This is a genomic window from Pseudomonas proteolytica, from assembly GCF_007858275.1.
Classification (GTDB): Bacteria; Pseudomonadota; Gammaproteobacteria; order Pseudomonadales; family Pseudomonadaceae; genus Aquipseudomonas; species Aquipseudomonas proteolytica.
The window spans coordinates 21,946-48,811 of the sequence record NZ_VFEV01000027.1; the positions used below are offsets into that span (position 1 = coordinate 21,946).

General features: G+C 61.5%; 27 protein-coding genes. 11 read left to right on the forward strand and 16 right to left on the reverse strand.

The window, feature by feature from the left end:
- Positions 1–71 precede the first annotated feature (71 nt).
- Complete coding sequence (locus FIV38_RS19145) at positions 72–626, forward strand: tetratricopeptide repeat protein (RefSeq protein ID WP_029292222.1); 555 nt, start codon at positions 72–74, stop codon at positions 624–626.
- Between the two features lie 118 nt (positions 627–744).
- On the opposite strand, the gene FIV38_RS19150 is transcribed toward FIV38_RS19145, so the two are convergent.
- Positions 745–1,071, reverse strand: coding sequence for a DUF1820 family protein (locus FIV38_RS19150; RefSeq protein ID WP_003215457.1), 327 nt, complete (start codon positions 1,069–1,071; stop codon positions 745–747).
- A gap of 132 nt (positions 1,072–1,203) precedes the next feature.
- Here FIV38_RS19150 and miaB point away from each other — a divergent pair, with 132 nt between their 5' ends.
- From miaB to lnt, 5 genes are all read left to right on the forward strand, one after another.
- Complete coding sequence (gene miaB, locus FIV38_RS19155; RefSeq protein ID WP_092230642.1) at positions 1,204–2,532, forward strand: tRNA (N6-isopentenyl adenosine(37)-C2)-methylthiotransferase MiaB; 1,329 nt, start codon at positions 1,204–1,206, stop codon at positions 2,530–2,532.
- A gap of 237 nt (positions 2,533–2,769) precedes the next feature.
- Positions 2,770–3,774, forward strand: a complete 1,005-nt coding sequence (locus FIV38_RS19160) for a PhoH family protein (protein WP_029292238.1) — start codon at positions 2,770–2,772, stop codon at positions 3,772–3,774.
- Complete coding sequence (gene ybeY, locus FIV38_RS19165; RefSeq protein ID WP_029292240.1) at positions 3,767–4,225, forward strand: rRNA maturation RNase YbeY; 459 nt, start codon at positions 3,767–3,769, stop codon at positions 4,223–4,225. The genes FIV38_RS19160 and ybeY overlap by 8 nt, the downstream gene beginning before the upstream one ends.
- A 42-nt stretch (positions 4,226–4,267) precedes the next feature.
- On the forward strand, positions 4,268–5,107 hold the full coding sequence (locus tag FIV38_RS19170; protein ID WP_005791724.1) for an HlyC/CorC family transporter: 840 nt from the start codon (positions 4,268–4,270) through the stop codon (positions 5,105–5,107).
- Positions 5,108–5,115: 8 nt separating this feature from the next.
- Complete coding sequence (gene lnt / locus FIV38_RS19175) at positions 5,116–6,639, forward strand: apolipoprotein N-acyltransferase (protein WP_092230644.1); 1,524 nt, start codon at positions 5,116–5,118, stop codon at positions 6,637–6,639.
- 141 nt (positions 6,640–6,780) lie between these two features.
- On the opposite strand, the gene FIV38_RS19180 is transcribed toward lnt, so the two are convergent.
- The gene (locus FIV38_RS19180; protein ID WP_092230647.1) at positions 6,781–7,542 is read right to left on the reverse strand and encodes a YdcF family protein; all 762 of its coding nucleotides are present in this window, start codon (positions 7,540–7,542) and stop codon (positions 6,781–6,783) included.
- A gap of 84 nt (positions 7,543–7,626) precedes the next feature.
- Complete coding sequence (locus tag FIV38_RS19185; protein WP_092230650.1) at positions 7,627–7,944, reverse strand: hypothetical protein; 318 nt, start codon at positions 7,942–7,944, stop codon at positions 7,627–7,629.
- Between the two features lie 262 nt (positions 7,945–8,206).
- Between FIV38_RS19185 and leuS the strand changes: the two genes are divergently transcribed.
- The 5 genes from leuS (at position 8,207) to FIV38_RS19210 (ending at position 14,288) form a co-directional block, all read left to right on the forward strand.
- On the forward strand, positions 8,207–10,813 hold the full coding sequence (gene leuS / locus FIV38_RS19190; RefSeq protein ID WP_092230654.1) for a leucine--tRNA ligase: 2,607 nt from the start codon (positions 8,207–8,209) through the stop codon (positions 10,811–10,813).
- Between the two features lie 90 nt (positions 10,814–10,903).
- Positions 10,904–11,509: an LPS-assembly lipoprotein LptE gene (locus FIV38_RS19195; protein WP_092230657.1), complete on the forward strand. Its 606-nt coding sequence runs from the start codon at positions 10,904–10,906 to the stop codon at positions 11,507–11,509.
- Positions 11,510–11,548: 39 nt separating this feature from the next.
- Complete coding sequence (gene holA / locus FIV38_RS19200) at positions 11,549–12,586, forward strand: DNA polymerase III subunit delta (protein WP_029292250.1); 1,038 nt, start codon at positions 11,549–11,551, stop codon at positions 12,584–12,586.
- Positions 12,587–12,736: 150 nt separating this feature from the next.
- Positions 12,737–12,901 carry an alternative ribosome rescue factor ArfA gene (gene arfA / locus FIV38_RS19205; RefSeq protein WP_003176285.1) on the forward strand — a complete coding sequence of 55 codons (165 nt, stop codon included), beginning with the start codon at positions 12,737–12,739 and terminating at the stop codon, positions 12,899–12,901.
- Positions 12,902–12,962: 61 nt separating this feature from the next.
- Positions 12,963–14,288 carry a lytic murein transglycosylase gene (locus FIV38_RS19210; RefSeq protein WP_092230658.1) on the forward strand — a complete coding sequence of 442 codons (1,326 nt, stop codon included), beginning with the start codon at positions 12,963–12,965 and terminating at the stop codon, positions 14,286–14,288.
- 94 nt (positions 14,289–14,382) lie between these two features.
- Here FIV38_RS19210 and FIV38_RS19215 read toward each other — a convergent pair whose 3' ends face one another.
- The 13 genes from FIV38_RS19215 to FIV38_RS19275 all read right to left on the reverse strand — a co-directional run bounded on the left by FIV38_RS19215 (position 14,383) and on the right by FIV38_RS19275 (position 26,865).
- Complete coding sequence (locus FIV38_RS19215; protein ID WP_092230661.1) at positions 14,383–15,315, reverse strand: S66 peptidase family protein; 933 nt, start codon at positions 15,313–15,315, stop codon at positions 14,383–14,385.
- 153 nt (positions 15,316–15,468) lie between these two features.
- The gene (gene lipA / locus FIV38_RS19220) at positions 15,469–16,470 is read right to left on the reverse strand and encodes a lipoyl synthase (RefSeq protein WP_166647861.1); all 1,002 of its coding nucleotides are present in this window, start codon (positions 16,468–16,470) and stop codon (positions 15,469–15,471) included.
- 25 nt (positions 16,471–16,495) lie between these two features.
- Positions 16,496–17,143, reverse strand: coding sequence for a lipoyl(octanoyl) transferase LipB (gene lipB, locus FIV38_RS19225; protein ID WP_029292255.1), 648 nt, complete (start codon positions 17,141–17,143; stop codon positions 16,496–16,498).
- Positions 17,143–17,418: a DUF493 domain-containing protein gene (locus FIV38_RS19230; RefSeq protein ID WP_092230664.1), complete on the reverse strand. Its 276-nt coding sequence runs from the start codon at positions 17,416–17,418 to the stop codon at positions 17,143–17,145. Before FIV38_RS19230 ends, lipB begins: the two co-directional genes overlap by 1 nt.
- A gap of 85 nt (positions 17,419–17,503) precedes the next feature.
- Positions 17,504–18,661 carry a D-alanyl-D-alanine carboxypeptidase family protein gene (locus FIV38_RS19235; protein WP_029292257.1) on the reverse strand — a complete coding sequence of 386 codons (1,158 nt, stop codon included), beginning with the start codon at positions 18,659–18,661 and terminating at the stop codon, positions 17,504–17,506.
- Positions 18,662–18,844: 183 nt separating this feature from the next.
- Positions 18,845–19,840: a septal ring lytic transglycosylase RlpA family protein gene (locus tag FIV38_RS19240; RefSeq protein ID WP_029292258.1), complete on the reverse strand. Its 996-nt coding sequence runs from the start codon at positions 19,838–19,840 to the stop codon at positions 18,845–18,847.
- Positions 19,840–20,850 carry a lytic murein transglycosylase B gene (gene mltB / locus FIV38_RS19245; protein ID WP_092230667.1) on the reverse strand — a complete coding sequence of 337 codons (1,011 nt, stop codon included), beginning with the start codon at positions 20,848–20,850 and terminating at the stop codon, positions 19,840–19,842. The genes FIV38_RS19240 and mltB overlap by 1 nt, the downstream gene beginning before the upstream one ends.
- Before the next feature lie 17 nt (positions 20,851–20,867).
- On the reverse strand, positions 20,868–21,971 hold the full coding sequence (rodA, locus tag FIV38_RS19250; RefSeq protein WP_050492738.1) for a rod shape-determining protein RodA: 1,104 nt from the start codon (positions 21,969–21,971) through the stop codon (positions 20,868–20,870).
- A gap of 31 nt (positions 21,972–22,002) precedes the next feature.
- Positions 22,003–23,898 (reverse strand): penicillin-binding protein 2, encoded by a 1,896-nt coding sequence (mrdA, locus tag FIV38_RS19255; RefSeq protein ID WP_029292261.1) that lies wholly within the window; start codon positions 23,896–23,898, stop codon positions 22,003–22,005.
- Positions 23,899–23,913: 15 nt separating this feature from the next.
- On the reverse strand, positions 23,914–24,381 hold the full coding sequence (gene rlmH, locus FIV38_RS19260) for a 23S rRNA (pseudouridine(1915)-N(3))-methyltransferase RlmH (protein WP_029292262.1): 468 nt from the start codon (positions 24,379–24,381) through the stop codon (positions 23,914–23,916).
- A gap of 9 nt (positions 24,382–24,390) precedes the next feature.
- Positions 24,391–24,885, reverse strand: a complete 495-nt coding sequence (gene rsfS, locus FIV38_RS19265; RefSeq protein ID WP_032861691.1) for a ribosome silencing factor — start codon at positions 24,883–24,885, stop codon at positions 24,391–24,393.
- A gap of 70 nt (positions 24,886–24,955) precedes the next feature.
- Complete coding sequence (gene nadD / locus FIV38_RS19270) at positions 24,956–25,600, reverse strand: nicotinate-nucleotide adenylyltransferase (RefSeq protein WP_029292264.1); 645 nt, start codon at positions 25,598–25,600, stop codon at positions 24,956–24,958.
- Positions 25,600–26,865 carry a glutamate-5-semialdehyde dehydrogenase gene (locus tag FIV38_RS19275; protein WP_029292265.1) on the reverse strand — a complete coding sequence of 422 codons (1,266 nt, stop codon included), beginning with the start codon at positions 26,863–26,865 and terminating at the stop codon, positions 25,600–25,602. The genes nadD and FIV38_RS19275 overlap by 1 nt, the downstream gene beginning before the upstream one ends.
- Between the last annotated feature and the right edge of the window lies 1 nt (position 26,866).

Genomic DNA, 26,866 nt, shown 5'->3' on the forward strand with positions numbered 1-26,866 from the left:
TTATTTCATAATGCGCGCTTATTGGATCCCCACGTGGCTCCACGCGCCCCGTCAGAGGTAAGTCGATTCCCATGAAACGCACCGGCCGCACCCTGGTTCTGGGCTGCCTGTTGCTCCTTCAACCGCTGCTTGCACTTGCACAAGCGGGCGGCAACTCGTTGTTGATCCCAGCGATGGGTCGCTGCACCCTCAATACTCAGCCAGAAAGCCAGGCCGAGGCGCTGAGCGCCTGCCAGACGCTGGCCGACGGTGGGGATGCGCAGGCGCAATACGAGTTGGGCGAATTCTTCTATGACGACAAAAACCCTGCCCGCGACCTGAACAAGGCCTTGAGCTTCTTCGAGAAAGCCTCGTTGCAGGGCCATGCCCAGGCGCAATTCAAGCTGGGCAGCATGTTCTTCCATGGCGAAGGCGTGCCGGCCAATAACGTGCAGGCGTACATCGTGCTGAAAATGGCCGCGGTCAACGGCGCCGAAGACGCGCTGGACACTGCCGACGAAGTCGCCGAACACATGCAGCGCGATGAACTGGAAGTAGCAACCCAGGTGCTGGGCCAGATTTTCCGCAACTACCTGCAGGAATTGCAGAGTGCGGATGGGCGTTCGCCTTTCTCGCCACTGCCCTGACATTATCTAAACCCTTCTGACGCCATCGCAGGCAAGCCAGCTCCCACATTTGAATGTGTTCACAAATCAAAATGTGGGAGCTGGCTTGCCTGCGATGGGCGCGATGCGGTCTAGAAGACTACTTCTCAGGCATCGGCATCGGAAACGGCATGACATTGCTCATGCCCCGGGCCTCGCTGATTTTTGGCGTGCCCAGGCGCTCGACTTCATCGATGCGCACGATCGAATGCATCGGCACAAAACTGCGCACCACGCCTTCGAACTGGGCCTTGAGCTTTTCCTCGCCCGGATCGACGACCAGTTGCGTGCGCTCGCCAAAGACGAACTCTTCCACTTCCAGGAAGCCCCACAGATCACTTTGATAGATCTGCTTGGCGTACATTTCGAACACCTGGCCCTGGTTAAGGAAAATCACCTTGTAGATTGGAGCTTCACGTTTGGTCATGGGGGGTGGGCAGCACATCGGCGGATATAAATGAGGGCGCGAACTATAGCATGGCACCCGATGCACAGTGCTAGGAACCAATGGGCATGCCCCCTATAATGCGCGGTTCTTTACCACCAGTTGACGATTCCCATGGCCAAGAAGCTTTACATCGAAACCCACGGTTGCCAGATGAACGAGTACGACAGCTCGCGCATGGTCGATCTGCTGGGTGAACATCAGGCCCTGGAAGTCACGGCTCGCGCCGAAGATGCCGACGTGATCCTGCTCAATACCTGCTCGATCCGCGAACGGGCCCAGGACCGGGTCTACTCGCAGCTGGGCCGCTGGCGCGAACTGAAACTGGCCAACCCGGAGATGGTGATCGCCGTCGGCGGTTGCGTGGCCAGCCAGGAAGGCGCCGCCATTCGCGACCGCGCGCCCTATGTCGACGTGGTCTTCGGCCCGCAGACCCTGCACCGCCTGCCAGAAATGATCGACGCCGCGCGCATTACCAAGCTGCCGCAGGTGGACGTCTCGTTCCCGGAAATCGAAAAATTCGACCACTTGCCCGAACCACGCATCGACGGCCCGAGTGCTTATGTGTCGGTGATGGAAGGTTGCAGCAAGTACTGCACCTTCTGCGTGGTGCCTTATACCCGTGGTGAAGAGGTCAGCCGCCCGTTCGACGACGTGCTGGCGGAAATCATCCACCTGGCCGAAAACGGCGTGCGCGAAGTGACCCTGCTGGGGCAGAACGTCAACGGCTACCGGGGCCAGACCCATGACGGGCGCCTGGCGGACCTGGCCGAGCTGATTCGCGTGGTCGCGGCGGTGGACGGTATCGAGCGCATCCGCTACACCACCTCGCACCCGCTGGAATTCTCCGACAGCCTGATCCAGGCACACGCCGAAGTGCCAGAGTTGGTCAAACACCTGCACTTGCCGGTGCAATCGGGCTCGGACCGCATCCTGTCGGCGATGAAGCGCAACCACACGACCCTGGAATACAAGTCCAAACTACGCAAACTGCGCGCCGCCGTGCCGGGCATCTGCATCAGTTCGGACTTTATCGTTGGCTTCCCCGGCGAGACCGAGAAAGATTTCCAGCAGACCATGAAGCTGATTGAAGACGTCGGTTTCGACTTCTCCTACTCCTTCGTCTACAGCCAGCGCCCCGGCACCCCGGCTGCCGACTTGGCGGACGAGACCCCGGAAGCGCTGAAAAAGGAGCGCCTGAACGCCCTGCAACATCGCCTTAACCAACAGGGTTTCGAGATCAGCCGACAAATGGTCGGTTCGACCCAGCGCATTCTGGTTACCGATTACTCGAAGAAAGACCCGGGCGAATTGCAGGGGCGTACCGAGAATAATCGGATCGTGAACTTCCGCTGCGACAACCCGACGCTGATTGGCCAGTTCGCCGACGTGCACATCGACGCGGCGCAACCGCACTCGCTGCGCGGCTCGTTGATCAACTGACGGAGCAGATCCGAAGGCAAATGCAGATCAAATGTGGGAGCTGGCTTGCCTGCGATAGCGATGTAACAGGCAGTATCTCTTTCGAACGGGGCGGCCCTATCGCAGGCAAGCCAGCTCCCACAGTGGATCTTCGTTGTTCCTGAGAGCCAAGCCCGTCCATTTAAGTGCTTTCGCACACCGGCGGCTGGCGTTATCCTCTATTTCACCTAAACAGCCAAAGGGCGGCTAAAAGCAACCTTGAACGCACCCATAGCAGAACCCCATCGTTTCCTCCTCGAGCCGTTTGAGGCTCGTCGTTTCGCCAATCTGTGCGGACAGTTCGACGAGCACCTGCGCCTGATCGAACAACGCCTGAGCATCGAGATCCGCAATCGCGGCAATCAGTTCGAGCTCATTGGTGAACCCCAGCACACTACGTCTGCAGAAAACCTGCTGCGTCGCCTCTACCGCGAAACCAAGGGTAGCGAGCTGTCGCCGGAGACGGTGCACCTGTACCTGCAGGAATCAGCCGTGGAAGACCTGGCCAACAACCCGGTGGCCGAAGCCAGCGTGGCGCTGCGTACCAAAAAAGGCATGATTCGCCCACGCGGCTTGAATCAGCAGCGCTACGTCAAGGAAATCCTCGGCAACGACATCAACTTCGGCATCGGCCCGGCCGGTACGGGCAAGACCTACCTGGCCGTGGCCTGTGCGGTGGATGCCCTGGAGCGCGAACAGGTGCGACGCATCCTGTTGGTGCGCCCGGCAGTGGAAGCGGGCGAGAAGCTGGGCTTTCTACCCGGCGACCTGGCCCAGAAGATCGACCCGTACCTGCGCCCGCTGTACGACGCACTGTATGAAATGCTCGGCTTCGAATACGTGGCCAAGCTGATCGAGCGCCAGGTGATCGAGATCGCCCCACTGGCCTATATGCGCGGCCGCACCTTGAACAACAGCTTCATCATCCTCGACGAAAGCCAGAACACCACGGTCGAGCAGATGAAGATGTTCCTGACCCGTATCGGGTTCGGCTCAACGGCAGTGATCACCGGTGATATCACCCAGGTCGACCTGCCCAAGGGCACCAAGTCGGGCCTGGGCCAGGTCATCGAAGTGCTCAAGGACGTACCGGGGATCAGCTTTACCCATTTCATGCCCAAGGACGTGGTGCGTCACCCGCTGGTGCAGCGCATTGTCGAGGCCTACGAGCGCTTCGAACACCGCGACGATGGCCTGTCGAAGGACAACCGTCGCGATGCTTGAGCTTGACCTGCAACTGGCCACCCAAGCGCCAGCCCCCAGCGAAGCACAGTTCCGCCAATGGTGCGCACTGGCCCTGCGCCAGCGTACCGCCGACTCGGAACTGACCATCCGCCTGGTGGATGAGCCTGAAGGCCGCGAGCTGAATCACACCTGGCGCCAGAAAGACTACGCAACCAACGTGCTGTCGTTCCCCGCCGATGTACCGGATGAATTGCTGGATATCCCGCTGCTGGGTGACCTGGTGATCTGCGTCGAGGTGGTGGAGCGCGAGGCAAAGGAACAAGGCAAGGCCCTGGAGGCCCACTGGGCCCACCTGGTCATGCACGGCTGCTTGCATCTATTGGGTTACGACCATATAGATGATGAAGAAGCCGAAGAAATGGAAGCACTGGAACGAACGTTGCTTGCAGAGTTGGGTCATCCTGATCCCTATGCGGACGACGAACACTAATCGACACTCAACTGAAACAATCAAGGATTTAGAGTAATCGCTATGAGCGAAGACCGATCGAGCAACGGGCAAAAGTCATGGCTGGGTAAACTGACCCAGGCTTTTGCCCACGAGCCGAAAAACCGCCAGGAGCTGCTGGAGCTGCTGCGCGAAGCCCATCAAAACAAGTTGCTGGACAGCGAAGCGCTGGCCATCGTCGAAGGCGCCATCCAGGTGGCTGACCTGCAAGTCCGGGACATCATGGTCCCGCGCTCGCAGATGATCAGCATCAAGGCGACCCAGACCCCACGGGAATTCCTCCCGGCCGTGATCGACTCGGCGCACTCGCGCTACCCGGTGATCGGCGAAAGCCATGACGACGTCATGGGTGTCCTGCTGGCCAAGGACTTGCTGCCGCTGATCCTCAAGGAAAACGGCGACAGCTTCAACATCAAGGACCTGCTGCGCCCTGCGACCTTCGTGCCTGAGTCCAAGCGCCTGAATGTGCTGCTGCGCGAATTTCGCGCCAACCACAATCACATGGCCATCGTCATTGACGAGTACGGCGGCGTCGCCGGCCTGGTGACTATCGAAGACGTGCTGGAACAGATCGTCGGCGATATCGAAGACGAACACGACGTCGAAGAAGACAGCTACATCAAGCCGCTGCCCAGCGGGGATTTCCTGGTCAAGGCGCTGACGCCGATCGAGAACTTCAATGAGTTCTTCGATAGCGAATTCTCCGACGACGAATTCGACACCGTCGGCGGCCTGGTGATGAGTGCGTTTGGCCACCTGCCCAAGCGCAACGAAACCACCGAGATCGGCGCCTACCGCTTCCGCATCCTGAATGCCGATAGCCGTCGCATCCACCTGATCCGCCTGACACCTATTGCCCGCTAAGGACTGATATGCGCCGTCTCACCGCACCCGGCTGGCCCGGTAACCTGCTGGCCGTGGTGGCCGGTGCTATCACCACCCTGGCGCTGGCGCCGTTCGATATCTGGCCGCTGGCACTGGTGGCGGTCGGGGTGTTCTATGCCGGCATGCGCCAACTGACACCACGCCAGGCCTTCGGGCGTGGCTGGTGTTTCGGTTTTGGCCTGTTTGGGGCGGGCACCAGCTGGATCTACTACAGCATCCATCACTTTGGTGGCGCTTCGGTGTTGCTGGCCGGGTTGTTGATGCTCGCGTTCACCGCAGCGATCGCCCTGTTCTTTGCCCTGCCCGCCTGGCTCTGGGCGCGGTGGCTGCGCCGCAACGAAGCGCCCCTGGCCGATGCCTTGGCGTTTGCCGCGCTGTGGGTGGGCCAGGAAGCGTTTCGCGGCTGGTTCCTCACCGGTTTCCCCTGGTTGTACTCCGGTTACAGCCAACTCGACGGGCCGCTGGCCGGGCTCGCGCCGCTGGGCGGGGTGTGGCTGATTTCGTTTGCCCTGGCCCTGAGCGCTGCGCTGATCGTCAACCTGCCCCGCATGCTGGCGGCCCGCCGCAACGTGTTTGTCGGCGCCGGCCTGGTACTGCTGGTCGCACCGTGGGCCATTGGCCTGGCACTCAAGCACCATGCCTGGACCAGCCCCGCAGGCGAGCCGCTGACCGTCGCCGCGATTCAGGGCAATGTCGAACAGAGCATGAAGTGGGACCCGGCGCAGCTCAACGAGCAACTGGCGCTGTATCGCGACATGAGTTTTGCGTCCAAGCGCGTCGACCTGCTGATCTGGCCGGAAACCGCCGTGCCAGTGCTCAAGGAGTCCGTCGAGGGCTACCTGGGGATGATGGGCAAGTTCGCCGCTGACCGAAACGGCGCAATGATCACCGGCGTGCCGATTCGCCAGGAAGTGCGCCATGAAAAGCGCTACTTCAATGGCATCACCGTGGTCGGCCAGGGCGATGGCACCTATCTGAAGCAGAAGCTGGTGCCCTTTGGCGAATACGTACCGCTGCAGGATGTATTACGCGGCCTGATTGCGTTCTTCGACCTGCCGATGTCGGACTTTGCCCGCGGCCCTGAAGACCAGGCGCTGCTGCAAGCCAAGGGCTATCAGATCGCGCCGTACATCTGCTACGAAGTGGTCTACCCCGAGTTCGCCGCCAGCCTCGCCGCCCGCAGCGACTTGCTGCTGACCATCAGCAATGACACCTGGTTCGGCACCTCCATCGGCCCCTTGCAGCACCTGCAAATGGCCCAGATGCGCGCCCTTGAGGCTGGCCGCTGGATGATTCGCGCCACCAACAACGGCGTGACCGGCCTGATCAACCCGTACGGGCAGATCACCGAGCAGATCCCGCAGTTCCAGCGGGGCATCCTCTACGGTGAAGTGGTACCGATGCACAACCTGACGCCGTACCTGCAATGGCGCTCGTGGCCGCTGATCATCCTGTGCCTGGGGCTGTTTGGCTGGGCGTTGCTGGCCGGGCGCATGGCCAAGACGGTCTAGGCAGAAAAACACAAAACCCAATGTGGGAGCGGGCTTGCTCCCGAAAGCGGTGGGTCAGTCAAATATCCAATAACTGACCCACCGCTTTCGCGAGCAAGCCCGCTCCCACACAAGCCCACTCCCACATTTTGATTTGCGGCGTTAACGGTAGAACAGCCGGTAACCTACCTGCCCCACCGCCTCATTGATCAACTGCCCGCTCTGCCAGATCGACTTGAACTCCGGCATCCAGCCACCCAGCGGCCGGGCATTGTCCACACCCAGGAAGCCGACCGGCGCCGGCACTACGGTAAAGCCGGCCTTCTCGAAGCTCCACACCGAACGGGGCATATGCCAGGCCTGGGTCACGAGCACCACGCGCTTGACGCCCTGGGGCAGCAGGATTTCGGCACTCATCTGCGCATTTTCCCAGGTCGTGCGGCTGCGTTCTTCCTTCCAGCGCACGGCTACGCCAAAGTCTTGTTGCATCGACACCGCCATCAACTCCGCCTCGCTGGGCGGCGTGCCATAGTGCAGGCCGCCGGTGGTCAGCACCGGCAACCCCGACGCCTTGGCCAAGCGCGCCGCATACCGCTGGCGTTCAAGGCCGACACCGGTCGGTTGGTCTGCGCCCCAGGCCGGATCGCCCCGCTCGCGACCCGAGCCCAACACCACAATGGCATCGGCCCGTTGCGCCAGGCTGGCCCAGTCGTCCACGGCCAATGGTGGTTCGGTTTCCAGCGCCCGTGCGCCCCACTCCCCCATCACCGGCAGGCTGATCAGCCAAATCCCGCCAAACCCCAAGGCAAAGCACAGCCCGGCCAAGCGCGGGCGGCTGCGACGAAACCACCAGGCAAGGGCCAGCAGCAGCAAGAGAATGCCGGGCGGCAGCAATAATTGTTTGATGAAATAACGAATAGGCATCGAGCATCTCCAAAGATGCCCGAAGCCTAAGGTGTAACGGGGTTTAGCGACAATCTTTACACGCGGTGGATAACGCTGATCAGGTTACTTGAATCGTGCAGACCGCAGCTTTTCCGGGCCACGGCTGGCCGACAAGTCCTTGAGCCATACCACCTTGGACGATCGCACCGCCTCCCTGGCTGGCACAGGAGCCACCCATTGCGGGATTGGGCGCGCGTTCAAGTCCAGGTAGGCCTTGATCACTTCAAACTCTGCGGGGCTCAAGCCTCGCAGTTCCAGCTCATCAGGCCGTTCGTCACGCAATCGGCCAGCGGTTCTGGCTGCGTCCAGTGCTCGACCCAAACGGTCGATCAGTCCTTCATACACGTCAGGTTTCGTTCTCATTCGCTGCGAATCAACCATCCCCTCACCTCATTAAAGATAAGTCTCACTCCCCAATAAACAGCGTAGCTGCGCTGACGCAACCAACCGCGCGCCGCGACCAACGGCCTGTGCTGCGCAATCAGGGTTTCCCTCGATAGAGTGGGGTCATGTATGCTACGGCGCTTCCTGTAACTCCACTTCCCGCAGGGTTTGGGCACGGACGCGCCGCTTTTTGGTGTCGATCAACCCGGACAATGCACCGAAGAGGATTAGGCCACCCCTATTCAGTTCAAAAGTAGCCATGCACGAACAATATCAGCCCCGTGAAATAGAAAATGCCGCCCAAACTTTCTGGGATGAGCAAAAGTCCTTTGAAGTCAGTGAACAGCCAGGCAAGGAGACTTACTACTGCCTATCGATGTTCCCTTACCCCAGCGGCAAACTACACATGGGGCACGTGCGTAACTACACCATCGGCGACGTGATTTCCCGCTATCAGCGCATGCTCGGCAAGAATGTCCTGCAACCTATGGGTTGGGACGCCTTCGGCATGCCTGCGGAAAACGCCGCGATGAAAAACAACGTAGCGCCCGCCAAGTGGACCTACGAAAACATCGCCTACATGAAGTCCCAGCTGCGCAGCCTGGGCCTGGCCGTGGACTGGTCCCGCGAAGTGACCACCTGCAAGCCGGACTACTACCGCTGGGAACAATGGCTGTTCACTCGCCTGTTCGAAAAAGGCGTGATCTACAAAAAAAGCGGCACCGTGAACTGGGACCCGGTCGACCAGACCGTCCTGGCCAACGAGCAAGTGATCGACGGTCGCGGCTGGCGTTCCGGCGCGCTGATCGAGAAGCGCGAAATCCCGATGTACTACTTCAAGATCACCGCCTACGCGGATGAACTCTTGTCGAGCCTCGACGACCTGCCGGGCTGGCCTGAACAGGTCAAGACCATGCAACGCAACTGGATCGGCAAGTCCAAGGGCATGGAAGTGCAGTTCCCGTACAACGTCGATTCCATCGGCGCCGAGGGCGCACTGAAAGTCTTCACTACCCGTCCGGACACCCTGATGGGCGCGACCTACGTCGCCGTGGCCGCGGAACACCCGCTGGCCACCCTGGCCGCCAAGAACAATCCTGAGCTGCAGGCTTTTATCGCCGAATGCAAAGGCGGCAGCGTGGCCGAAGCCGACGTCGCCACCCAGGAGAAAAAAGGCCTGCCGACCGGCCTGTTCGTCGAGCACCCGCTGACCGGTGAAAAACTGCCGGTGTGGGTCGCCAACTACGTGCTCATGCACTACGGCGATGGCGCAGTAATGGCCGTACCGGCCCACGATGAGCGCGACTTCGAATTCGCCACCAAGTACAACCTGCCGATCAAGTCGGTGGTACGTACCAGCTCCGGCGACAGCAACCCGGCCCCGTGGCAAGACGCCTACGGCGAGCACGGCACCCTGATCAACTCCGGCGAGTTCGACGGCCTGGACTTCGCAGGCGCTTTCGACGCCATGGAAGTCGCCCTGATCAAGAAAAACCTTGGTGCCTCGCGCACCCAGTTCCGCCTGCGCGACTGGGGTATCAGCCGCCAGCGCTACTGGGGCTGCCCGATCCCGATCATCCACTGCGAAAGCTGTGGCGATGTGCCAGTGCCGGAAGACCAACTGCCGGTGGTACTGCCAGAAGACGTGGTGCCAGACGGCGCCGGCTCGCCGCTGGCGCGCATGCCCGAGTTCTACGAGTGCACCTGCCCCAAATGCGGCCAGCCTGCCAAGCGTGAAACCGACACCATGGACACCTTCGTCGAGTCCTCGTGGTACTACGCCCGCTACGCCTCGCCGCACTATGAAGGCGGCCTGGTGGAAAAATCCGCAGCCGACCACTGGTTGCCGGTGGATCAGTACATCGGCGGTATCGAACACGCGATTCTGCACCTGCTCTACGCGCGCTTCTTCCACAAGCTGATGCGCGACGAAGGCCTGGTGAGCTCCGACGAGCCGTTCAAGAACCTGCTGACCCAAGGCATGGTGATCGCCGACACTTACTATCGCCGCGAAGCCAATGGCGCCTACACCTGGTTCAACCCGGCGGACGTCGAGTTGGAGCGCGACAGCAAGGCCAAGGTGATCAGCGCCAAGTTGAAATCCGACGGCCTGCCGGTGGAAATCGGCGGCACTGAGAAAATGGCCAAGTCGAAGAACAACGGCGTTGACCCACAGTCGATGATCGATCAGTTCGGCGCCGATACCTGCCGCCTGTTCATGATGTTCGCCTCGCCGCCCGATATGAGCGCCGAATGGTCGGACTCCGGCGTCGAAGGCTCGCACCGCTTCCTCAAGCGCGTCTGGCGCCTGGCCCATGCCCATGTCAGCCAGGGCTTGCCGGGCAAACTGGACGTGGCGTCGCTGAACGATGAGCAAAAACTGATTCGCCGCAGCACTCACCTGGCCATCAAGCAAGCCAGCCAGGACGTGGGCCAGCATCACAAGTTCAACACCGCTATCGCCCAGGTGATGACGCTGATGAACGTGCTGGAAAAAGCCCCGCAGGTCACCGAGCAGGACCGCGCGCTGGTACAGGAAGGCCTGGAAACCGTCGTGCTGCTGCTGGCGCCGATTACTCCGCACATCAGCCACGACCTGTGGAGCCAGCTGGGCCACAGCGTCGCGGTGATCGACGCTACATGGCCGGTCGCGGATGACAGCGCCCTGGTACAGGACACGCTGCAACTGGTGATTCAGGTCAACGGCAAACTGCGCGGCCAGATCGACATGCCCGCCAGCGCCAGCCGTGAAGAAGTCGAAGCCGCTGCTCGCTGCAATGAGAACGTGCTGCGCTTCACCGAAGGCCTGACGATCCGCAAAGTGATCGTGGTGCCCGGCAAACTGGTCAATATCGTCGCTAGCTAATCGGATCGGGCGCCGGGGCAAGAACCCTGGCGCCGAACAAAACCTCCAGGGCCTCGATAAGGCCCACATGGTTTCAAGGGGAGCAATAAAATGATCAAACGCAACCTGCTGGTTATGGGCCTTGCCGTATTGCTGAGCGCTTGCGGCTTCCAGCTGCGCGGCACCGGCACCACGGAACTGGCGATCAAGGAACTGGATGTCAGCGCACGCAACGCCTATGGCGAAACCGTGACCCAACTGCGCCAAACCCTGGAAAACAGCGGCGTAAAAGTCTATCCCGGTGCGGCTTACAAGCTGGTGCTGACTGACGAGAAAGAAACCCAGCGTAATCTCAGCTACGCTAGTGCCGGCCGCTCTTCGGACATCGAGCTGAGCAACATTCTCATGTTCCAGATCCAGGGCCACGACCAACTGCCGCTGATCAGCGACAAGTTGCAAGTGCAGAAGGTCGTGACTCATGACGGCAACAATCTGGTCGGCTCGGACACCGAGGTCAATCAGGTGCGCACTGAAATGCGTCGTGACCTGGTCCAGCGTATGGTGCTACGCCTGCAAATGATCAGCCCGGCCCAACTGGATGCCCTGCAGCAGACTGCCGACGCCAAGGCCAAGGCGGACGCCGAAGCGCTGAAAGCCGCGCAAGACTATGAAAACAGCATCCCCAAGCAATCGCCTGTTGAAGTCCCAGCCGAGTAAACCAGACGGGGCGCGTCAAGCGCCCCGTTCACCCTGCCTATGAAACTCGCTCCCGCCCAACTCGCCAAACACTTGCAAGGCAACCTCGCGCCTGTATACATCGTCAGTGGCGATGATCCGCTGCTGTGCCAGGAAGCCGCCGACACCATTCGCCAGGCTGCGCGCCAGCAAGGCTTTGATGAACGCCAAGTGTTCAGCGCCGATGCCAGCTTCGACTGGGGCACCCTGCTCCAGGCCGGGGCCAGCATGTCGCTGTTTGCCGAAAAACGCTTGCTGGAGTTGCGCCTGCCCTCGGGCAAGCCTGGGGATAAAGGCGCGGCAGCCCTGATGGAATACTGTTCACGCCCCGCCGAGGACACGCTGTTACTGATCAGCCTGCCCAAGCTCGATGGCAGCGCGCAGAAAACCAAATGGGGCAAGGCCTTGGTGGAAGGGGCGCAAACCCAGTTCATCCAGATCTGGCCGGTCGACAGCAGCCAGTTGCCGCAATGGATTCGCCAGCGCTTGTCGCAAGCCGGGCTGTCTGCCACCCAAGATGCTGTCGAGCTGATTGCGGCTCGGGTCGAAGGCAACCTGCTGGCCGCCGCCCAGGAAATCGAAAAGCTCAAGCTGATGGCCGAAGACGGGCAGATCACCGTCGAAACCGTGCAAGGTGCGGTGGCCGACAGTGCAAGGTTTGACGTATTCGGGCTGGTGGACGCGATCCTCAATGGCGAACCGGCGCATGCCCTGCGCATGCTCGAAGGGCTGCGCGGCGAAGGTGTGGAGCCGCCAGTGATTCTCTGGGCCCTGGCCCGCGAACTGCGCGTGCTGGCCAATATTGCCCTGCAATACAGCCAGGGCACGCCACTGGACAAGTGTTTCAGCCAGGCCCGCCCGCCGGTCTGGGACAAACGCAAGCCCCTGATGAGCAAGGCACTGCAACGGCACTCGGCGCAACGCTGGGCGCAATTGTTGCTCGAAGCCCAGCGCATCGATGCGCAGATCAAGGGCCAGGCTGCCGGGTCGCCGTGGATGAGTTTGAGTCGTTTGTCGCTGCTTATGTCCGGCCAACGCCTGACACTGCCTGCCGAATAATAAATCCTCCAGAGCAACACAAAACCAATGTGGGAGCGGCATTTCACATTCAGATCGAGGCCATGTCCTACATCGCGCCGGGCTGGACAGCCGGCCAACTTCGGCAGATGATTTGTACCGCATTACCCACCCCATCGGAGAGTCCCGATCATGAGCAAAAAGCCATCCAAGCATGGCCCCAACAAGGCCAAATCCATCATCGCCCAGCCGTTGTTCCGCAGTCGCCAGGAACGAGCCGGCAAAGGCAAAGGCAGCTACCGCCGCGAAGCCTTCCAGTCTAATAGCTGGGAGGCTTCTTACTTTCTGGCTGCCTGAAGGCAAGTGCCCCTCTGGCATGATAAGGTCTGCACCTGATTCGTATTTCCTGGACCTGTGCATGCCCTCTAGTCTTTCCCGTCGTTGGCACCTTCGCCAATTGATTGCTGCCTCCAGCCTGATCCTGTTAGTCGCCTGCGCCGAAAAACCCACCGCCGCCGACGCTCAGCCCCTGCCCACACTCCAGACCGCACCGGTTGCTGCACCCGCCGTAGTTGCGCCCCTGGCCGTGACCAATCTCGATATCCAACCGACCCAGACCTTCGCCGAATGGCAGGCGGGTTTTCGCGTCGAAGCCCTGAAGGCCGGCATTACGCCTGCAGTGTTCGACAGCGCCTTCGCCAACGTCACCCCTGACATGGCGATCATCCGTGCCGACCGCAGCCAACCGGAGTTCTCCCGGCCGGTGTGGGAATACCTCAACGGAGCCCTGTCGGCGTTGCGCGTGCGCAATGGCCAGGCATTGCTGATCAAGCATGCCGATATCCTGCAAAGCATCGAACAACGCTACGGCGTGGATCGCCAGGTGCTGGTCTCGGTGTGGGGCATGGAAAGCAACTTCGGCTCCTTCCAGGGCAACAACTCGGTGATCCGCTCCCTGGCGACCCTGGCCTACGAAGGCCGCCGCCCGGCATTCGCCCAGGCGCAATTGCTGGCTGCGCTGCAAATCATCCAGCATGGTGATATCCCGGCCGAACAGATGCGCGGTTCCTGGGCCGGTGCCATGGGCCAGACTCAGTTCATTCCGACCACCTATAACACCCACGCGGTGGACTTCGATGGCGACGGTCGCCGCGATATCTGGAATAGCTCGGCCGACGCCCTCGCCTCCACCGCGCACTACCTGCAGAGCTCGGGCTGGCAGAAAGGCCAGCCGTGGGGCTTTGAAGTGCAGCAATTGCCAACGAATTTCGACTACGCCCTGGCCGATGGCGTGGTGCGCAAGCCGGTGGGCGAATGGTTGAAACTCGGGCTGCAGGTGCCGGCCGGCGCCAGCGTGCCGCCCAACGTAGACACCCTGTCCGCTGCCCTGCTACTGCCGGCAGGCCACCGTGGCCCGGCATTCCTGGTGCTGGATAACTTCCGCGCGATCCTCAAGTACAACAACTCGTCGTCCTACGCCCTGGCAGTCGGCCTGTTGTCCGAGCGTTTTGGCGGGGGCGGCGTGATTCGCGGGGATTGGCCAACGGACGAACTGCCACTGACCCGCTCCCAGCGTATCGAGTTGCAGACGGTGTTGAGTGCCAAGGGTTATGAGGCGGGCAACCCGGATGGGATCATCGGCGCCAATACGCGCAAGGCGATTCGTGCGGCGCAGCAGTCGTTGGGCTGGCCGGCGGATGGGTACCCGACGGTGAAGTTGCTGGAATCCTTGCAGAGCCGCTAGAACTGCGTAAAGCGGCCGCCTTCGCGAGCAAGCCCGCTCCACAGGGGCAAATGCGGGCTTGCTGGCGATAACGGCCTGACAGACGACTAAATACTCAGGCTTTGAGCACCACTTCCTGCTCCAGCACCAACCGCTGTTCCCCCGCATCCAGGCGCACCAAGGCGCCCATCGGCAAGGTCAGGTTCGGGTCGCAATGACCGCTGCGCCAGCCCGCCAGGACCGGGATGCACAACGGCTCGAAGGTCTGCTTCAACAGCCGCTCCAGTGCAACGCCATCCACCCCCGCCACATCCCCCACCAGCACACCGCGAACCTGCGCCAACTTGCCCGCCAGGCGCAAATGCGTCAGTAGGCGGTCGATGCGGTAGATCGGTTCGTTGACGTCCTCGATAAACAGGATGATGCCCTCGGCATCGATTTCGAACGGCGTGCCCATCACGGCCGCAATCATTGACAGGTTGCCCCCCAGCAGGCGCCCACTGGCGATGCCTGGCTCAACGGTGGTCAACGGGTAGGCCACCGGGTGCGCCAGCACACTGCCAGCCCCCAGTTGCCCACGCAGCAGGCTGAACAGCGATGATTCGGTGGGTTGTTGCTTGTCACCGAGCAGGTCGGCATTGAGCATCGGGCCGTGGAAGGTCACAAAACCGGCGTAGCGGCTGATCGCCAAGTGCAGCGCGGTGATATCGCTGTAGCCGACGAAGGGCTTGGGGTTGGCGGCCAGCAGGGCGAAATCCACGCCGTCGAGCAAACGTGGAGTGCCGTAGCCACCGCGCAGGCAGAAGATGGCGTCGATATCGGGGTCGGCGAAGGCTGCATGCAGGTCGCGCAGGCGTACTTTATCGCTGCCGGCCAGGTAGCCGTCGCGCTCGTACACCCCCGAGAAGATCCGCAGCTCGTAGCCGCGGGTACGCATCCATTGCCCGGCCTTTTCCACATCCAGCGCGGCAGGGCCGGCGGGGGCGATCAGGCCGATAGTGCCTTCAGCTCGCAACGCGGGTACGACGGCACTCGCTTGAGCGGTCATCCATGTTCTCCCTATCTGTAGCGCAGAACCCAATGTGGGAGCGGGCTTGCTCGCGATGCAGGCGCCTCGGTATATCAGTTGCACCGAGGTGATGCTATCGCGGGCAAGCCCGCTCCCACACAAGCCAGCACTCCACATTGATTGCGGTGCGGCTTACGAAACCAGGCTCGCCTTGACCAGCTTGGCCTGCTCGTCGGCATGGTACGACGAACGTACCAGCGGACCCGACGCGACGTTCTTGAAGCCCATCTTGTAGCCTTCTTCGGCGAACCAGGCAAAGGTGTCCGGGTGCACGAAGCGCTGTACCGGCAAGTGGCTACGCGATGGCTGCAGGTACTGGCCGAGGGTCAGCATGTCGATGTCATGTTCGCGCATGCGCTTCATGACTTCGATCACTTCATCGTCGGTTTCTCCCAGGCCCAGCATCAGGCCGGACTTGGTCGGGATGTGCGGCATCATCTGCTTGAATTTCTGCAGCAGGGTCAGCGACCACTGGTAGTCCGAACCCGGGCGCGCAGCCTTGTACAGGCGTGGCACGGTTTCCAGGTTGTGGTTGAACACATCTGGCGGCTCGGCAGCGGTGATTTCCAGGGCGACATCCATGCGGCCGCGGTAGTCCGGGACCAGGGTCTCAAGCATCACGTTCGGCGACAGCTTGCGGATTTCGCGGATGCAGTCGGCAAAGTGCTGGGCACCGCCGTCACGCAGGTCGTCGCGGTCTACCGAGGTGATGACCACGTACTTGAGCTTCAGGTCGGCAATGGCGATGGCCAGGCTTTCTGGCTCGTTGACGTCCAGTGGCTTCGGCCGGCCATGGCCTACGTCGCAGAACGGGCAACGACGGGTGCAGATATCACCCATGATCATGAAGGTGGCGGTGCCACCGGAGAAGCACTCACCCAGGTTCGGGCAGGAGGCTTCTTCACACACGCTGTGCAGCTTGTGTTTACGCAGCAGCGCCTTGATACGGTCGACTTCCGGCGAAACCGGGATGCGGACGCGGATCCAGTCGGGCTTTTTCGGCAGTTCGGTGGTCGGAATGATCTTCACCGGGATGCGTGCAACCTTCTCGGCGCCGCGCAGCTTGACGCCGGCTTCCACCTTGGCACGCGGAGCCGGGGCCGGACGGTCGGTAATGTCCAGCGTCGGGATCATGGTTTGCACAACATCAGTAGTCATATCAGTCGATTCCGCCCGTCAGGGTCGTCTGCTCAGCATAGTCGAGGTGTTTGACGAGCTGCGCGCGCAGCCGGGCACTAACCTCGGCAAATTCTATGGGTGTTGCGTGATCGCTCAACTGGGTCATGGCCAAACCGGCGTAACCACAGGGATTGATCCGGCGAAACGGCGCCAGGTCCATGTCCACGTTCAGGGCCAGGCCATGAAAGGAACAACCATGGCGGATGCGCAGGCCCAGGGAGGCGATTTTCGCGCCGTCGACATACACACCGGGTGCATCGGGCTTGGCCGCTGCCGTTACGCCGTAGCTGGCCAAGAGTTCGATCAGGCAGTTTTCCATGCGACTGACCAGCTCGCGCACGCCATAACCCAGCTTGCGCACATCCAGCAGCAGATAGGCCACCAGTTGCCCGGGCCCATGGTAAGTCACTTGGCCACCTCGGTCGACCTGCACCACCGGAATATCACCCGGAAGTAGTAGATGTTCGGCCTTGCCAGCCTGGCCCTGGGTGAACACTGGCGGGTGTTCCACCAGCCAGATTTCATCAGGAGCCGAAGTGCCGCGCTCGTTGGTGAACCGTTGCATCGCATGCCAAACCGGCTCGTAGGCCATCTGGCCGAGCTCGCGAAAGCCCAGGACCTGTGACATCACAACACCATGTGCACGAAGCCGGTGGCCCGCAGTTCACTGTTGATGTTGTAGAGCTGGTCTTGATCAGTCGCAACGATGTGCAACTGGATCGTGGTGTATTTGCCGGTAGAGCTGGAGCGCTCATCCACGCGCTGATCGTTGATCGTAGCGTGCTTGCGCACGATTTCGAGGATCAGGTCTTTACGGCCTACACCGGTATCGCTGATCACCTTGATGGGATAGTCCTCCACCGGGAATTCGATCTTTGGCGCCTTTACTTCTTTATCGGTCATGGCGTAACGGCCTCGTAAGCGGTAAGCCGTGGCGACGGGCAAAGCCCCGCGTCGGATCAACGCGGGGCTTTGCGGGTGCACACAATCAGTTGAACAAGCCGTAGAAGAATAGACGGATGCTATCCCACACGCGGCGGAAGATACCACCTTCCTCAACGGCGTCGAGCGCGATCAGATCGGCGCTGTGTACGACTTTGTCGTCCAGCTTCACTTCGACTTTACCGATCACATCGCCCTTGGCGATAGGCGCGGTCAGTTGTGGGTTCATGGTCATGCTGGCAGCCAGTTTCTTCAGCTGGCCTTTAGGCATGGTCAGGGTCAGGTCATCAGCCAGGCCGGCCTTGACTTGACGCTCGGTGCCTTTCCAGACCGGAGCCTGGGCCAGTTCAGCGCCCTTCTGGTAGAAGGTCTGGGTTTCGAAGAAGCGGAAACCGTAGGTCAGCAGCTTCTGGGTTTCAGCCGCACGAGCCTGCTCGCTGTTGGTGCCGAACACTACGGCGATCAAGCGCTGGCCATCACGTACAGCCGAGGACACCATGCAGTAGCCGGCTTCGTCGGTGTGGCCGGTTTTCAGGCCATCCACAGTCTTGTCACGCCACAGCAGCAGGTTGCGGTTAGGCTGCTTGATGTTGTTCCAGAAGAACTCTTTCTGGGAGTAGATGGCGTAGTGCACCGGGTCGACACGAATGATCGCGCGCGCCAGGATCGCCATGTCATGGGCCGACGAGTAGTGGTCTGGGTTCGGCAGGCCGGTCGGGTTCATGAAGTGGCTGTTGGTCATGCCCAGGTCAGTCACGGTTTTGTTCATCATGTCGGCGAATGCATCTTCGCTGCCGGCAATGTGCTCGGCCAGGGCGACGCTGGCGTCGTTACCGGACTGGATGATGATGCCGTGCAGCAGGTCGCTGACAGTCACCTGGGAGCCGACCTTGATGAACATCCGCGAACCGCCGGTACGCCAGGCGTTTTCGCTGACGGTCACCGGATCGTTTTCACCGATCTGGCCACGACGGATTTCCAGGGTCGCGATGTAGGCGGTCATCAGTTTGGTCAGGCTGGCCGGCGGCAGGCGCTGGTCACCATTGTTTTCGACCAGCACGTTGCCGCTGGCAGCATCCATGAGCACGTAGGACTTGGCAGCCAGTTGCGGTGGCGCTGGCATCATTTCGACGGCCCAGGCAGCGGGCGCGATGATCAGCGGGACAAGCAGGCACAGGCGTTTGGCTAAGGTGGTGATGTTCATCCGTCTCTCGAAATTGCTTATGGAAACTTGCCCTCGCGGGCAAAACTATTCAGACAACCCGTTGCCAGGCTGTCGCGTATTCAGTTGCCAGCTCAACCCTTGCCTTCGGGTTTTTATTATTCGACGAGCCTGCAACCAGGGCCCCGGCACGCAAGCGCACCAGCACCCTAGATCCGCTACTGCTTATTCGGCGCTGACCACGCTGGGCTGACCCAGGTTGGCCAGTCGCACGCTGTTCTGCACCTGGGCAATCTCGCCCGCCGAGCCGATGGGGCCCAGGCGTACACGGTGCAGGGTCTGCTGGTTACGCACGATGGAGCTGATAAACACCGGCGCGCTGACCATCCCGCTGAGCTTGGACCTTAACAGTTCTGCCGCATCCGGGTTGGCGAAAGCGCCGACTTGCAGGTATTGCCCGCCCGCCGCACTACCCGGCGCCGCCTGTGGCACGGCCACGACTGGCGCGGCGTGTTGCTGGGGCGGCGGCGTCCACTGCTCGACCTTGCCCGCCGAGGCGGTGATCTGCGGTTGCGCGCTTTGTGGCTCGTTAAGCATCAATGGCGCCGGCTTGCCGCGCTGCGCCCAATACTGGGCAGGGTCGATGCCTTCAACCTTGACCCGCGCCGTGCCGGTTTCGGCATAGCCGAGTTTTTTCGCGGCGGCGTAGGACAAGTCGATGATTCGGTCGGAATAGAACGGTCCACGGTCGTTGACCCGCAGGATCACCGTGCGGTTGTTGTCCAGGTTGGTCACGCGCACATAGGCAGGCAGCGGCAGGGTCTTGTGCGCCGCGCTCATGCCGTACAGGTCATACACCTCGCCGTTGGCGGTGTTCTGGCCGTGGAACTTGGTGCCGTACCAGGACGCCGTGCCCGACTGCACGTAGTTCTTGGACTCTTGCAGCGGGAAGTAGGTCTTGCCCAACACCGTGTAGGGGTTGGCTTTGTAGTTGCCGGTATGCAGGGTTGGCGTGGCATCCGGGATACGCGAGACGTCGACGTCCCACCACGGCGCGCCGTCCTTGTGGGCACGGTTGATGTCCAGCCCCGGCTGCGCGCGGACTACCGGGCCACCGGCCTTCTGCACCGGCGCTCGGCTGGTGGAGCAACTGACAACCAGCAAGGACAATGCTGCCAGCGCCACCAGCTTGAGCGGTTTATTGATCGGCGATACCCGCATTACTTGACGCCCCGTGCTTGAACCAGCATGTCTGACAGCTGATGCACGGCCATGGCGTACATCACACTGCGGTTATAACGCGTGATTGCGTAAAAATTCTTCAGGCCCATCCAATATTCCGGGCCGTCTGCACCTTCCAGGCGGAAGGCGGTAACCGGCATATCATCGCGCAGCGCATCATGACTTGACCAGCCCAGCGCCCGCAACTCCCCGACGGTTTTCACCGGCTCGATGCCCTGGGTCAGGCCCTCATCGGCGCGATCGCCCGTGACGTCCGCACGGATCACCACCGGTTCGCCACCTACCCAGCCATGACGCTTGAAGTAACTGGCAACACTGCCAATGGCATCATCGGGATTGCTCCAGATATTGATATGGCCATCACCGTCAAAATCCACGGCGTAGGCGCGAAAGCTGCTGGGCATGAACTGTGGCAGGCCCATGGCGCCGGCGTAGGAGCCTTTGAGGGTCAACGGGTCGACCTGCTCCTCGCGGGCCAGCAGCAGGAACTCACGCAGTTCCTTGCGGAAGAACTCGGCACGGGGCGGGTAATCGAAGCCCAGGGTCGACAAGGCGTCGATCACCCGGTAACTGCCGGTATTGCGCCCGTAAAAGGTTTCAACGCCGATGATCGACACGATCACCTGGGCCGGCACGCCATATTCCTGCTCGGCGCGGGCCAGCACGGCCTCGTGCTGCCGCCAGAAATCCACGCCCCTGGCCACGCGGGCGTCAGTCAGGAACATCGGACGATATTCCTTCCACTGCTTGACGCGCTCGGCGGGCCGGGAGATCGCGTCGAGGATCGACTGCTTGCGCTGCGCCTCGCGGAATACGCCCATCAGTTGTTCGCCGGCGAAACCATAGTCACGGGTCATCTCACCGACAAATTCGGCGACCTGGGGCGAGCCGTCGTAATCGCCGGCCAGGGCGGGCTGCGAAGCGCCAAAGGCGCCCAACAGGCCCAGACAGGACGCGTATCGAGCAGCCCAGCCGCGCATTGCTTGCATTGACATCTTCACCTTATTCAAACCTGTGCGATCCACTTGCGATGGGTATGGATCGACATCAAAACCCCAAACGCTGACAGTAATGTCACCAGCGAAGTTCCGCCGTAGCTAATGAACGGCAACGGCACCCCAACCACCGGCAGCAGGCCACTGACCATACCGATGTTGACGAAAACGTAAACAAAAAAAGTCATTGTCAGCGCACCGGCGAGCAATTTGCCGAACAACGTCTGCGCTTGTGCGGTAATCACCAGGCCGCGCCCGATCAACAACAAGTAGATCAACAGCAGTGCGCAGATACCCACCAGGCCGAACTCCTCGCCCATCACCGCAATAATAAAGTCGGTGTGGCTTTCCGGCAGGAAGTCCAGGTGGGACTGGGTGCCCAGCAACCAGCCCTTGCCAAACACACCGCCGGAACCGATCGCGGCCTTGGACTGGATGATATTCCAGCCGGTGCCCAGCGGATCGCTCTCGGGATCGAGGAAAGTCAGGACCCGCTGTTTCTGATAGTCATGCATGAAAAAGAACCACATGGCGACAGCCACCGGCACGGCCGCCACCAACACGCTGACGATCCAGCGCCAGCGCAGGCCGCCCATGAACAGCACGAACGCACCGCCGGCAAGGATCAGCAGACCGGTGCCGAGGTCCGGCTGGCGCACAATCAGGATGAAAGGAATGCCGATCAGGATCAGGCTTATCCCCACATGCTTGAGCTGCGGCGGCAAGGTGCGCTTGGCCAGGTACCAGGCGATGGTGGCCGGCATCAGGATCTTCATGAATTCCGACGGCTGGAAGCGAATCACCCCGGGGATATTGATCCAGCGGGTGGCGCCCATGGCGTTATGCCCCATGACGTCCACCACCACCAGCAACAGTACGCCGGCGACGTAGCCCAGCGGCACCCAGCGCGCCATGAAGCGCGGCTCCAGCTGGGCGATCACGACCATCGACAACAGGCCCAGGCCAAACGACGACGCCTGCTTGATCAACAGATCCCAGTTCTTGCCACTGGCCGAATACAGCACGAACAGGCTGCCGGCCGCCAGGGTCAGCAGCAGGATCAGCAAGGGGCCATCAATGTGCATGCGCTGCAACAAGGTGGCGCGGCGACGCATCACATCCTCACTGGAGAGAATGCGGTCAAAATTACTCTTCACGGGCCGTAGCCTCCGCGCTTGAAGGGTTGGCAAACTCAGGCCTGAGCTTGCCGTCCTGGTCCAGCAACCAGGCGTCCATGATCTGGCGCACCACCGGGGCGGCCACACCGGAACCGGACTCGCCGTTCTCAACCATCACCGCCACGGTAATCTTCGGGTTGTCGGCCGGGGCAAAACCGACGAACAAGGCGTGGTCGCGATGGCGTTCCTGGACCTTGGAGCGGTCGTACTTCTCGCCCTGCTTGATTGCCACCACCTGGGCGGTACCGCTCTTGCCGGCAATCCGGTACTGCGCGCCAGCGGCGGCCTTGCGCGCCGTGCCCCGGGCACCGTGCATGACTTGCTGCATACCGTGGTTGACCTTGGTCCAGTCGGACGGGTCGCGCAGGATGATGTCCGCAATCGGGTTTTCATCCACCGGCTTTTCACCCTCGATGGTCTTGGCCAGGTGCGGGCGAATCCACTTGCCCTTGCTGGCCACCAGCGCCGTGGCCTGGGCCAGTTGCAAAGGGGTGGCCTGCATGTAGCCCTGGCCGATCCCCAGGATCAGGGTCTCGCCCGGGAACCAGGCCTGGCGCCGGGTGGCGCGCTTCCACTCCCGGGAAGGCATCAGGCCCGGGGATTCTTCAAACATGTCCAGGGATACTTTCTGACCCAGGCCGAACTTGCCCATGTAGGTCGACAAACGATCAATCCCCAGCTTATGGGCCAGGTCATAGAAGTAGGTGTCGTTGGAACGCATGATCGCCGTGTCCAGGTCCACATAGCCGTCGCCGGTACGGTTCCAGTTACGGTACTTGTGATCGTAGTTGGGCAACATGTAATAGCCCGGATCGTAGACCCGGCTGGAAGCGGTGACCACACCCGCGTCCAGGCCGGCAATCGCTACCGCCGGCTTGATGGTCGAGCCCGGAGGATACAGACCGCGCAGCACCCGGTTGAACAGCGGCCGGTCAATGGAGTCGCGCAACTCGGCATAGGCCTTGAAGCTGATCCCGGTCACGAACAGGTTGGGGTCGAAACTCGGCTGGCTGACCATCGCCAGCACCTCGCCCGTGTTCGGATCCAGCGCCACCACCGCGCCACGACGCCCGCCGAGGGCCATTTCTGCGGCCTCCTGCAGCTTGATATCCAGGCTCAGGACAATGTCCTTGCCGGGAATCGGGTCGGTCCGCTTGAGCACCCGCAGCACGCGGCCGCGGGCGTTGGTCTCGACTTCCTCGTAACCCACCTGGCCGTGCAACTGCGGCTCGTAGAAACGCTCGATACCGGTTTTGCCGATATGGTGCGTACCGCTGTAATTGACCGGGTCGAGGGTTTTCAGCTCTTTCTCGTTGATCCGCCCCATGTAACCAACCGAGTGGGCAAAGTGCGCCCCTTGCGGGTAGTGGCGCACCAACTGCGCCACCACTTCCACACCCGGTAGGCGGAACTGGTTCACCGCAATCCTGGCGATCTGTTCTTCGGTCAGCTCAAACAGGATCGGCACCGGTTCGAACGGGCGCCGCCCCTGTTTCATGCGTTTTTCGAAGATCACACGGTCTTCCGGGGTCAGTTGCAGCACCTCGACGATCACATCGAGGACCTGCGGCCAATCACCGGAGCGTTCGCGGGTCATGCTCAGGCTGAAACTGGGCCGGTTATCGGCGATCACCACACCATTGCGGTCGAAAATCAGGCCACGGGTCGGCGGAATCGGTTGCACATGCACCCGGTTGTTTTCCGACAACGTGGAGTGATACTCGTACTGAATCACCTGCAGGTAATACAGACGGGCGATCAACACGCACATCAACGCCACCACCGCGATAGCGCCAAAGATCACCCGCGCGCGTACAAGGCGTGCGTCTTTCTCGTGGTCCTTGATGCGGATCGGCTGGGTCATCAGGCAGGGCGCAGACTATTTGTGGTAAGGGTGCCCGGACAGAACTGTCCAGGCGCGATACAGCTGTTCACCGATCAGGATCCGCACCAGCGGATGGGGCAACGTCAGGGGCGACAGCGACCAGCGCTGATCGGCCCGCGCGCAGACTTCCGGCGCCAGCCCCTCGGGGCCGCCGACCATGAAGTTGACCGTACGCGAATCCAGGCGCCAACGATCCAGCTCCACCGCCAACTGCTCGGTGCTCCAGGGCTTGCCGTGCACCTCAAGGGTGACGATGCGCTCGTTGGCACCGACCTTGGCCAGCATCGCCTCGCCTTCCTGACGGATAAAGCGCGCCACGTCGGCGTTCTTGCCCCGGGTGTTGAGCGGTATTTCCACCAATTCCAGCGCAAGCTCGGATGGCAGACGCTTGGCATACTCATGCCAGCCTTCTTCCACCCACTTGGGCATGCGTGAACCGACAGCAATCAGACGCAGGCGCACAGCCGTTCCTTATTCCTGGTCTTTGTTGAGCTTGTCGAAGTGCGCGTGACCGACTTCCGGGCTGTGGTGCTTGCCATCGGCGGCACGGCTCTGCTCGGCGCCTTTCCACAGACGCTCCAGGTCGTAGAACTGACGAGCGTTGCTGGTCATCATGTGTACGATCACGGTGTCCAGGTCAGCCAGCACCCAGTCGCTGTCGCCCTTGCCTTCTTCACCCAATGGCTTGACGCCCTGGGCTTTGACGGCTTCGCGAACCTTGTCCAGCATCGCGCCGATCTGGCGGTTGGAGGTACCGGTGGCGATGATCATGAAGTCGGTGATGCTTTGCTTGTCACGCACGTCCAGGACCTGAATGTCCTGGGCCTTCACGTCTTCCAGGGCCGCGACGGCCAGCGCTACCAGCGCTTCACCCTCAGGAGCCGGGACCAACAGGGCTTCCACCGGCAACGGTGCGCTCTTGAACGTGCCTTTGCGCTTAACTTTGCTTACGTCTTTGTTCGTCATATAAAACTCGTTTTGCTCAATAGTTCGGGCGCTTCAATACACGATTATTCGTGCCTTCAAGCGCGCCTTTTCAGTTCGACGCACGGTAAAGCCCGTGCGCATCGATGTAGGCCAGGACCGCGTCAGGCACCAGGAAACGTACCGACTTACCGCTGGCCAGCAGTTGACGGATCTGGGTGGCGGACACCGCAAGCGGGGTCTGCCAGACGAATGCAATATTCCCGCTCGGCCCGGTCAGGGCCTGTGGGTCACTTACCGACCGCGCTGCCAGCAGGTTGCGCAAGGCATCCGGCGGTTCGCTGTCGGCATCCGGGCGTTGCAAAACCAGGATGTGGCAATGCTGGAGCAACTCTTCCCAGCGATGCCAAGTGGGCAGTCCGCAAAATGCGTCCCAGCCCAAAAGCAGAAACAACTGGTCATCGGCGGCCAACTCGGCCCGCGTCTGTTCCAGGGTGTCGATAGTGTAGGACGGTTTATCGCGCTTGAGTTCGCGGTCGTCCACCACCAACGGGGCAATGCCGGCCACCGCACACTGCACCATCGCCAGGCGCTCCTGCGCGCTGACTTGCGGCGTGTCCCGGTGCGGCGGCCTGGCGTTGGGGATCAGCCGCAGCTCTTGCAGCCCGAGGGTATCCGCCACTTCCAGGGCGCTGCGCAAATGGCCGATGTGCACGGGGTCGAAGGTACCGCCGAACAGCCCGATGCGTTTACCCATCAAGTGCGCACATGACCGTCACCAAACACCACGTACTTCTCGCTGGTCAGGCCTTCCAGGCCAACCGGCCCACGGGCATGCAGCTTATCGGTGGAAATCCCGATCTCCGCCCCCAGGCCATACTCGAAGCCATCGGCAAAGCGTGTCGAGGCGTTGATCATCACCGAAGCGGAATCCACTTCGTTAAGGAAACGCCGGGCATCGCTGAAATGCTCGGAAACAATGGCGTCAGTATGCTTGGAGCCGTAGGTGTTGATGTGCTCGATGGCCTGGTCCAGATCGTCGACGATCCGAATCGACAGGATCGGCGCGGTGTATTCGGTGTACCAATCCTGCTCGGTCGCCTCGATCACATCGCTGCCCAACAGCGCCCGGGTACGCTCGCAACCCCGCAGTTCCACGCCCTTGTCACGGTAGATCGCAGCCAGCGGCGGCAACACGCGCTCGGCAATACCGGCGTGGACCAACAGGGTTTCCATGGTGTTGCACGGCGCATAGCGATGGGTCTTGGCGTTATCGGCAATGCGGATCGCCTTGTCGAGATCGGCCGCCACATCGATAAAGACGTGGCAGACGCCATCCAGGTGCTTGATCACTGGCACCTTGGCATCACGGCTGACGCGCTCGATCAGGCTCTTGCCACCGCGCGGCACGATCACGTCGACAAACTCAGGCATGGTGATCAACGCGCCCACGGCCGCGCGGTCGGTGGTTTCCACCACTTGCACCACTTCGGCCGGCAACTCTGCCACGGCCAGGCCCTGCTGGATGCAGGCGGCGATCGCGCGGTTGGAGTTGATGGCCTCTGAGCCGCCACGCAGGATGGTGGCGTTACCGGACTTCAGGCACAGACTAGCGGCGTCGATGGTCACGTTCGGGCGCGACTCATAGATGATGCCGATCACGCCCAGGGGCACGCGCATCTTGCCAACCTGGATGCCTGACGGCAGGTAGCGCATGTCGCGGATTTCGCCGATGGGGTCAGGCAGCTTGGCCACCTGGCGCAGCCCTTCGATCATGTCGTCGATACGTGCCGGCGTCAGCGCCAGGCGATCCAGCAATGCCGGTTCCAGACCATTGGCCCGGCCGTTGGCCAGGTCCAACTCGTTGGCGGCGGTCAACTCGGAGCGCGAGGCATCCAGAGCATCGGCGGCAGCCAGCAGGGCACGGTTCTTCTGCGCGGTGCTCGCACGGGCGATCAACCGCGAGGCCTGACGGGCAGCGCGACCCAGGCGGGTCATGTAGTCAAGAACGGACTCAGTCATG

What these genes read in the sequence shown, in the direction of transcription:
- FIV38_RS19210 (WP_092230658.1), top strand. Translation starts at nt 12,963, where the DNA reads ATGCCCTCTAGTCTTTCCCGTCGTTGGCACCTTCGCCAATTGATTGCT.
- FIV38_RS19235 (WP_029292257.1), bottom strand. Translation starts at nt 18,661, where the DNA reads ATGAACATCACCACCTTAGCCAAACGCCTGTGCCTGCTTGTCCCGCTG.
- mrdA (WP_029292261.1), bottom strand. Translation starts at nt 23,898, where the DNA reads ATGACCCAGCCGATCCGCATCAAGGACCACGAGAAAGACGCACGCCTT.
- miaB (WP_092230642.1), top strand. Translation starts at nt 1,204, where the DNA reads ATGGCCAAGAAGCTTTACATCGAAACCCACGGTTGCCAGATGAACGAG.
- FIV38_RS19215 (WP_092230661.1), bottom strand. Translation starts at nt 15,315, where the DNA reads ATGACCGCTCAAGCGAGTGCCGTCGTACCCGCGTTGCGAGCTGAAGGC.
- lnt (WP_092230644.1), top strand. Translation starts at nt 5,116, where the DNA reads ATGCGCCGTCTCACCGCACCCGGCTGGCCCGGTAACCTGCTGGCCGTG.
- arfA (WP_003176285.1), top strand. Translation starts at nt 12,737, where the DNA reads ATGAGCAAAAAGCCATCCAAGCATGGCCCCAACAAGGCCAAATCCATC.
- FIV38_RS19195 (WP_092230657.1), top strand. Translation starts at nt 10,904, where the DNA reads ATGATCAAACGCAACCTGCTGGTTATGGGCCTTGCCGTATTGCTGAGC.
- leuS (WP_092230654.1), top strand. Translation starts at nt 8,207, where the DNA reads ATGCACGAACAATATCAGCCCCGTGAAATAGAAAATGCCGCCCAAACT.
- lipB (WP_029292255.1), bottom strand. Translation starts at nt 17,143, where the DNA reads ATGTCACAGGTCCTGGGCTTTCGCGAGCTCGGCCAGATGGCCTACGAG.
- mltB (WP_092230667.1), bottom strand. Translation starts at nt 20,850, where the DNA reads ATGCAAGCAATGCGCGGCTGGGCTGCTCGATACGCGTCCTGTCTGGGC.
- FIV38_RS19230 (WP_092230664.1), bottom strand. Translation starts at nt 17,418, where the DNA reads ATGACCGATAAAGAAGTAAAGGCGCCAAAGATCGAATTCCCGGTGGAG.
- FIV38_RS19185 (WP_092230650.1), bottom strand. Translation starts at nt 7,944, where the DNA reads ATGGTTGATTCGCAGCGAATGAGAACGAAACCTGACGTGTATGAAGGA.
- lipA (WP_166647861.1), bottom strand. Translation starts at nt 16,470, where the DNA reads ATGATCCCGACGCTGGACATTACCGACCGTCCGGCCCCGGCTCCGCGT.
- nadD (WP_029292264.1), bottom strand. Translation starts at nt 25,600, where the DNA reads ATGGGTAAACGCATCGGGCTGTTCGGCGGTACCTTCGACCCCGTGCAC.
- FIV38_RS19150 (WP_003215457.1), bottom strand. Translation starts at nt 1,071, where the DNA reads ATGACCAAACGTGAAGCTCCAATCTACAAGGTGATTTTCCTTAACCAG.
- FIV38_RS19145 (WP_029292222.1), top strand. Translation starts at nt 72, where the DNA reads ATGAAACGCACCGGCCGCACCCTGGTTCTGGGCTGCCTGTTGCTCCTT.
- rsfS (WP_032861691.1), bottom strand. Translation starts at nt 24,885, where the DNA reads ATGACGAACAAAGACGTAAGCAAAGTTAAGCGCAAAGGCACGTTCAAG.
- FIV38_RS19180 (WP_092230647.1), bottom strand. Translation starts at nt 7,542, where the DNA reads ATGCCTATTCGTTATTTCATCAAACAATTATTGCTGCCGCCCGGCATT.
- FIV38_RS19240 (WP_029292258.1), bottom strand. Translation starts at nt 19,840, where the DNA reads ATGCGGGTATCGCCGATCAATAAACCGCTCAAGCTGGTGGCGCTGGCA.
- rodA (WP_050492738.1), bottom strand. Translation starts at nt 21,971, where the DNA reads ATGCGTCGCCGCGCCACCTTGTTGCAGCGCATGCACATTGATGGCCCC.
- ybeY (WP_029292240.1), top strand. Translation starts at nt 3,767, where the DNA reads ATGCTTGAGCTTGACCTGCAACTGGCCACCCAAGCGCCAGCCCCCAGC.
- holA (WP_029292250.1), top strand. Translation starts at nt 11,549, where the DNA reads ATGAAACTCGCTCCCGCCCAACTCGCCAAACACTTGCAAGGCAACCTC.
- FIV38_RS19170 (WP_005791724.1), top strand. Translation starts at nt 4,268, where the DNA reads ATGAGCGAAGACCGATCGAGCAACGGGCAAAAGTCATGGCTGGGTAAA.
- FIV38_RS19275 (WP_029292265.1), bottom strand. Translation starts at nt 26,865, where the DNA reads ATGACTGAGTCCGTTCTTGACTACATGACCCGCCTGGGTCGCGCTGCC.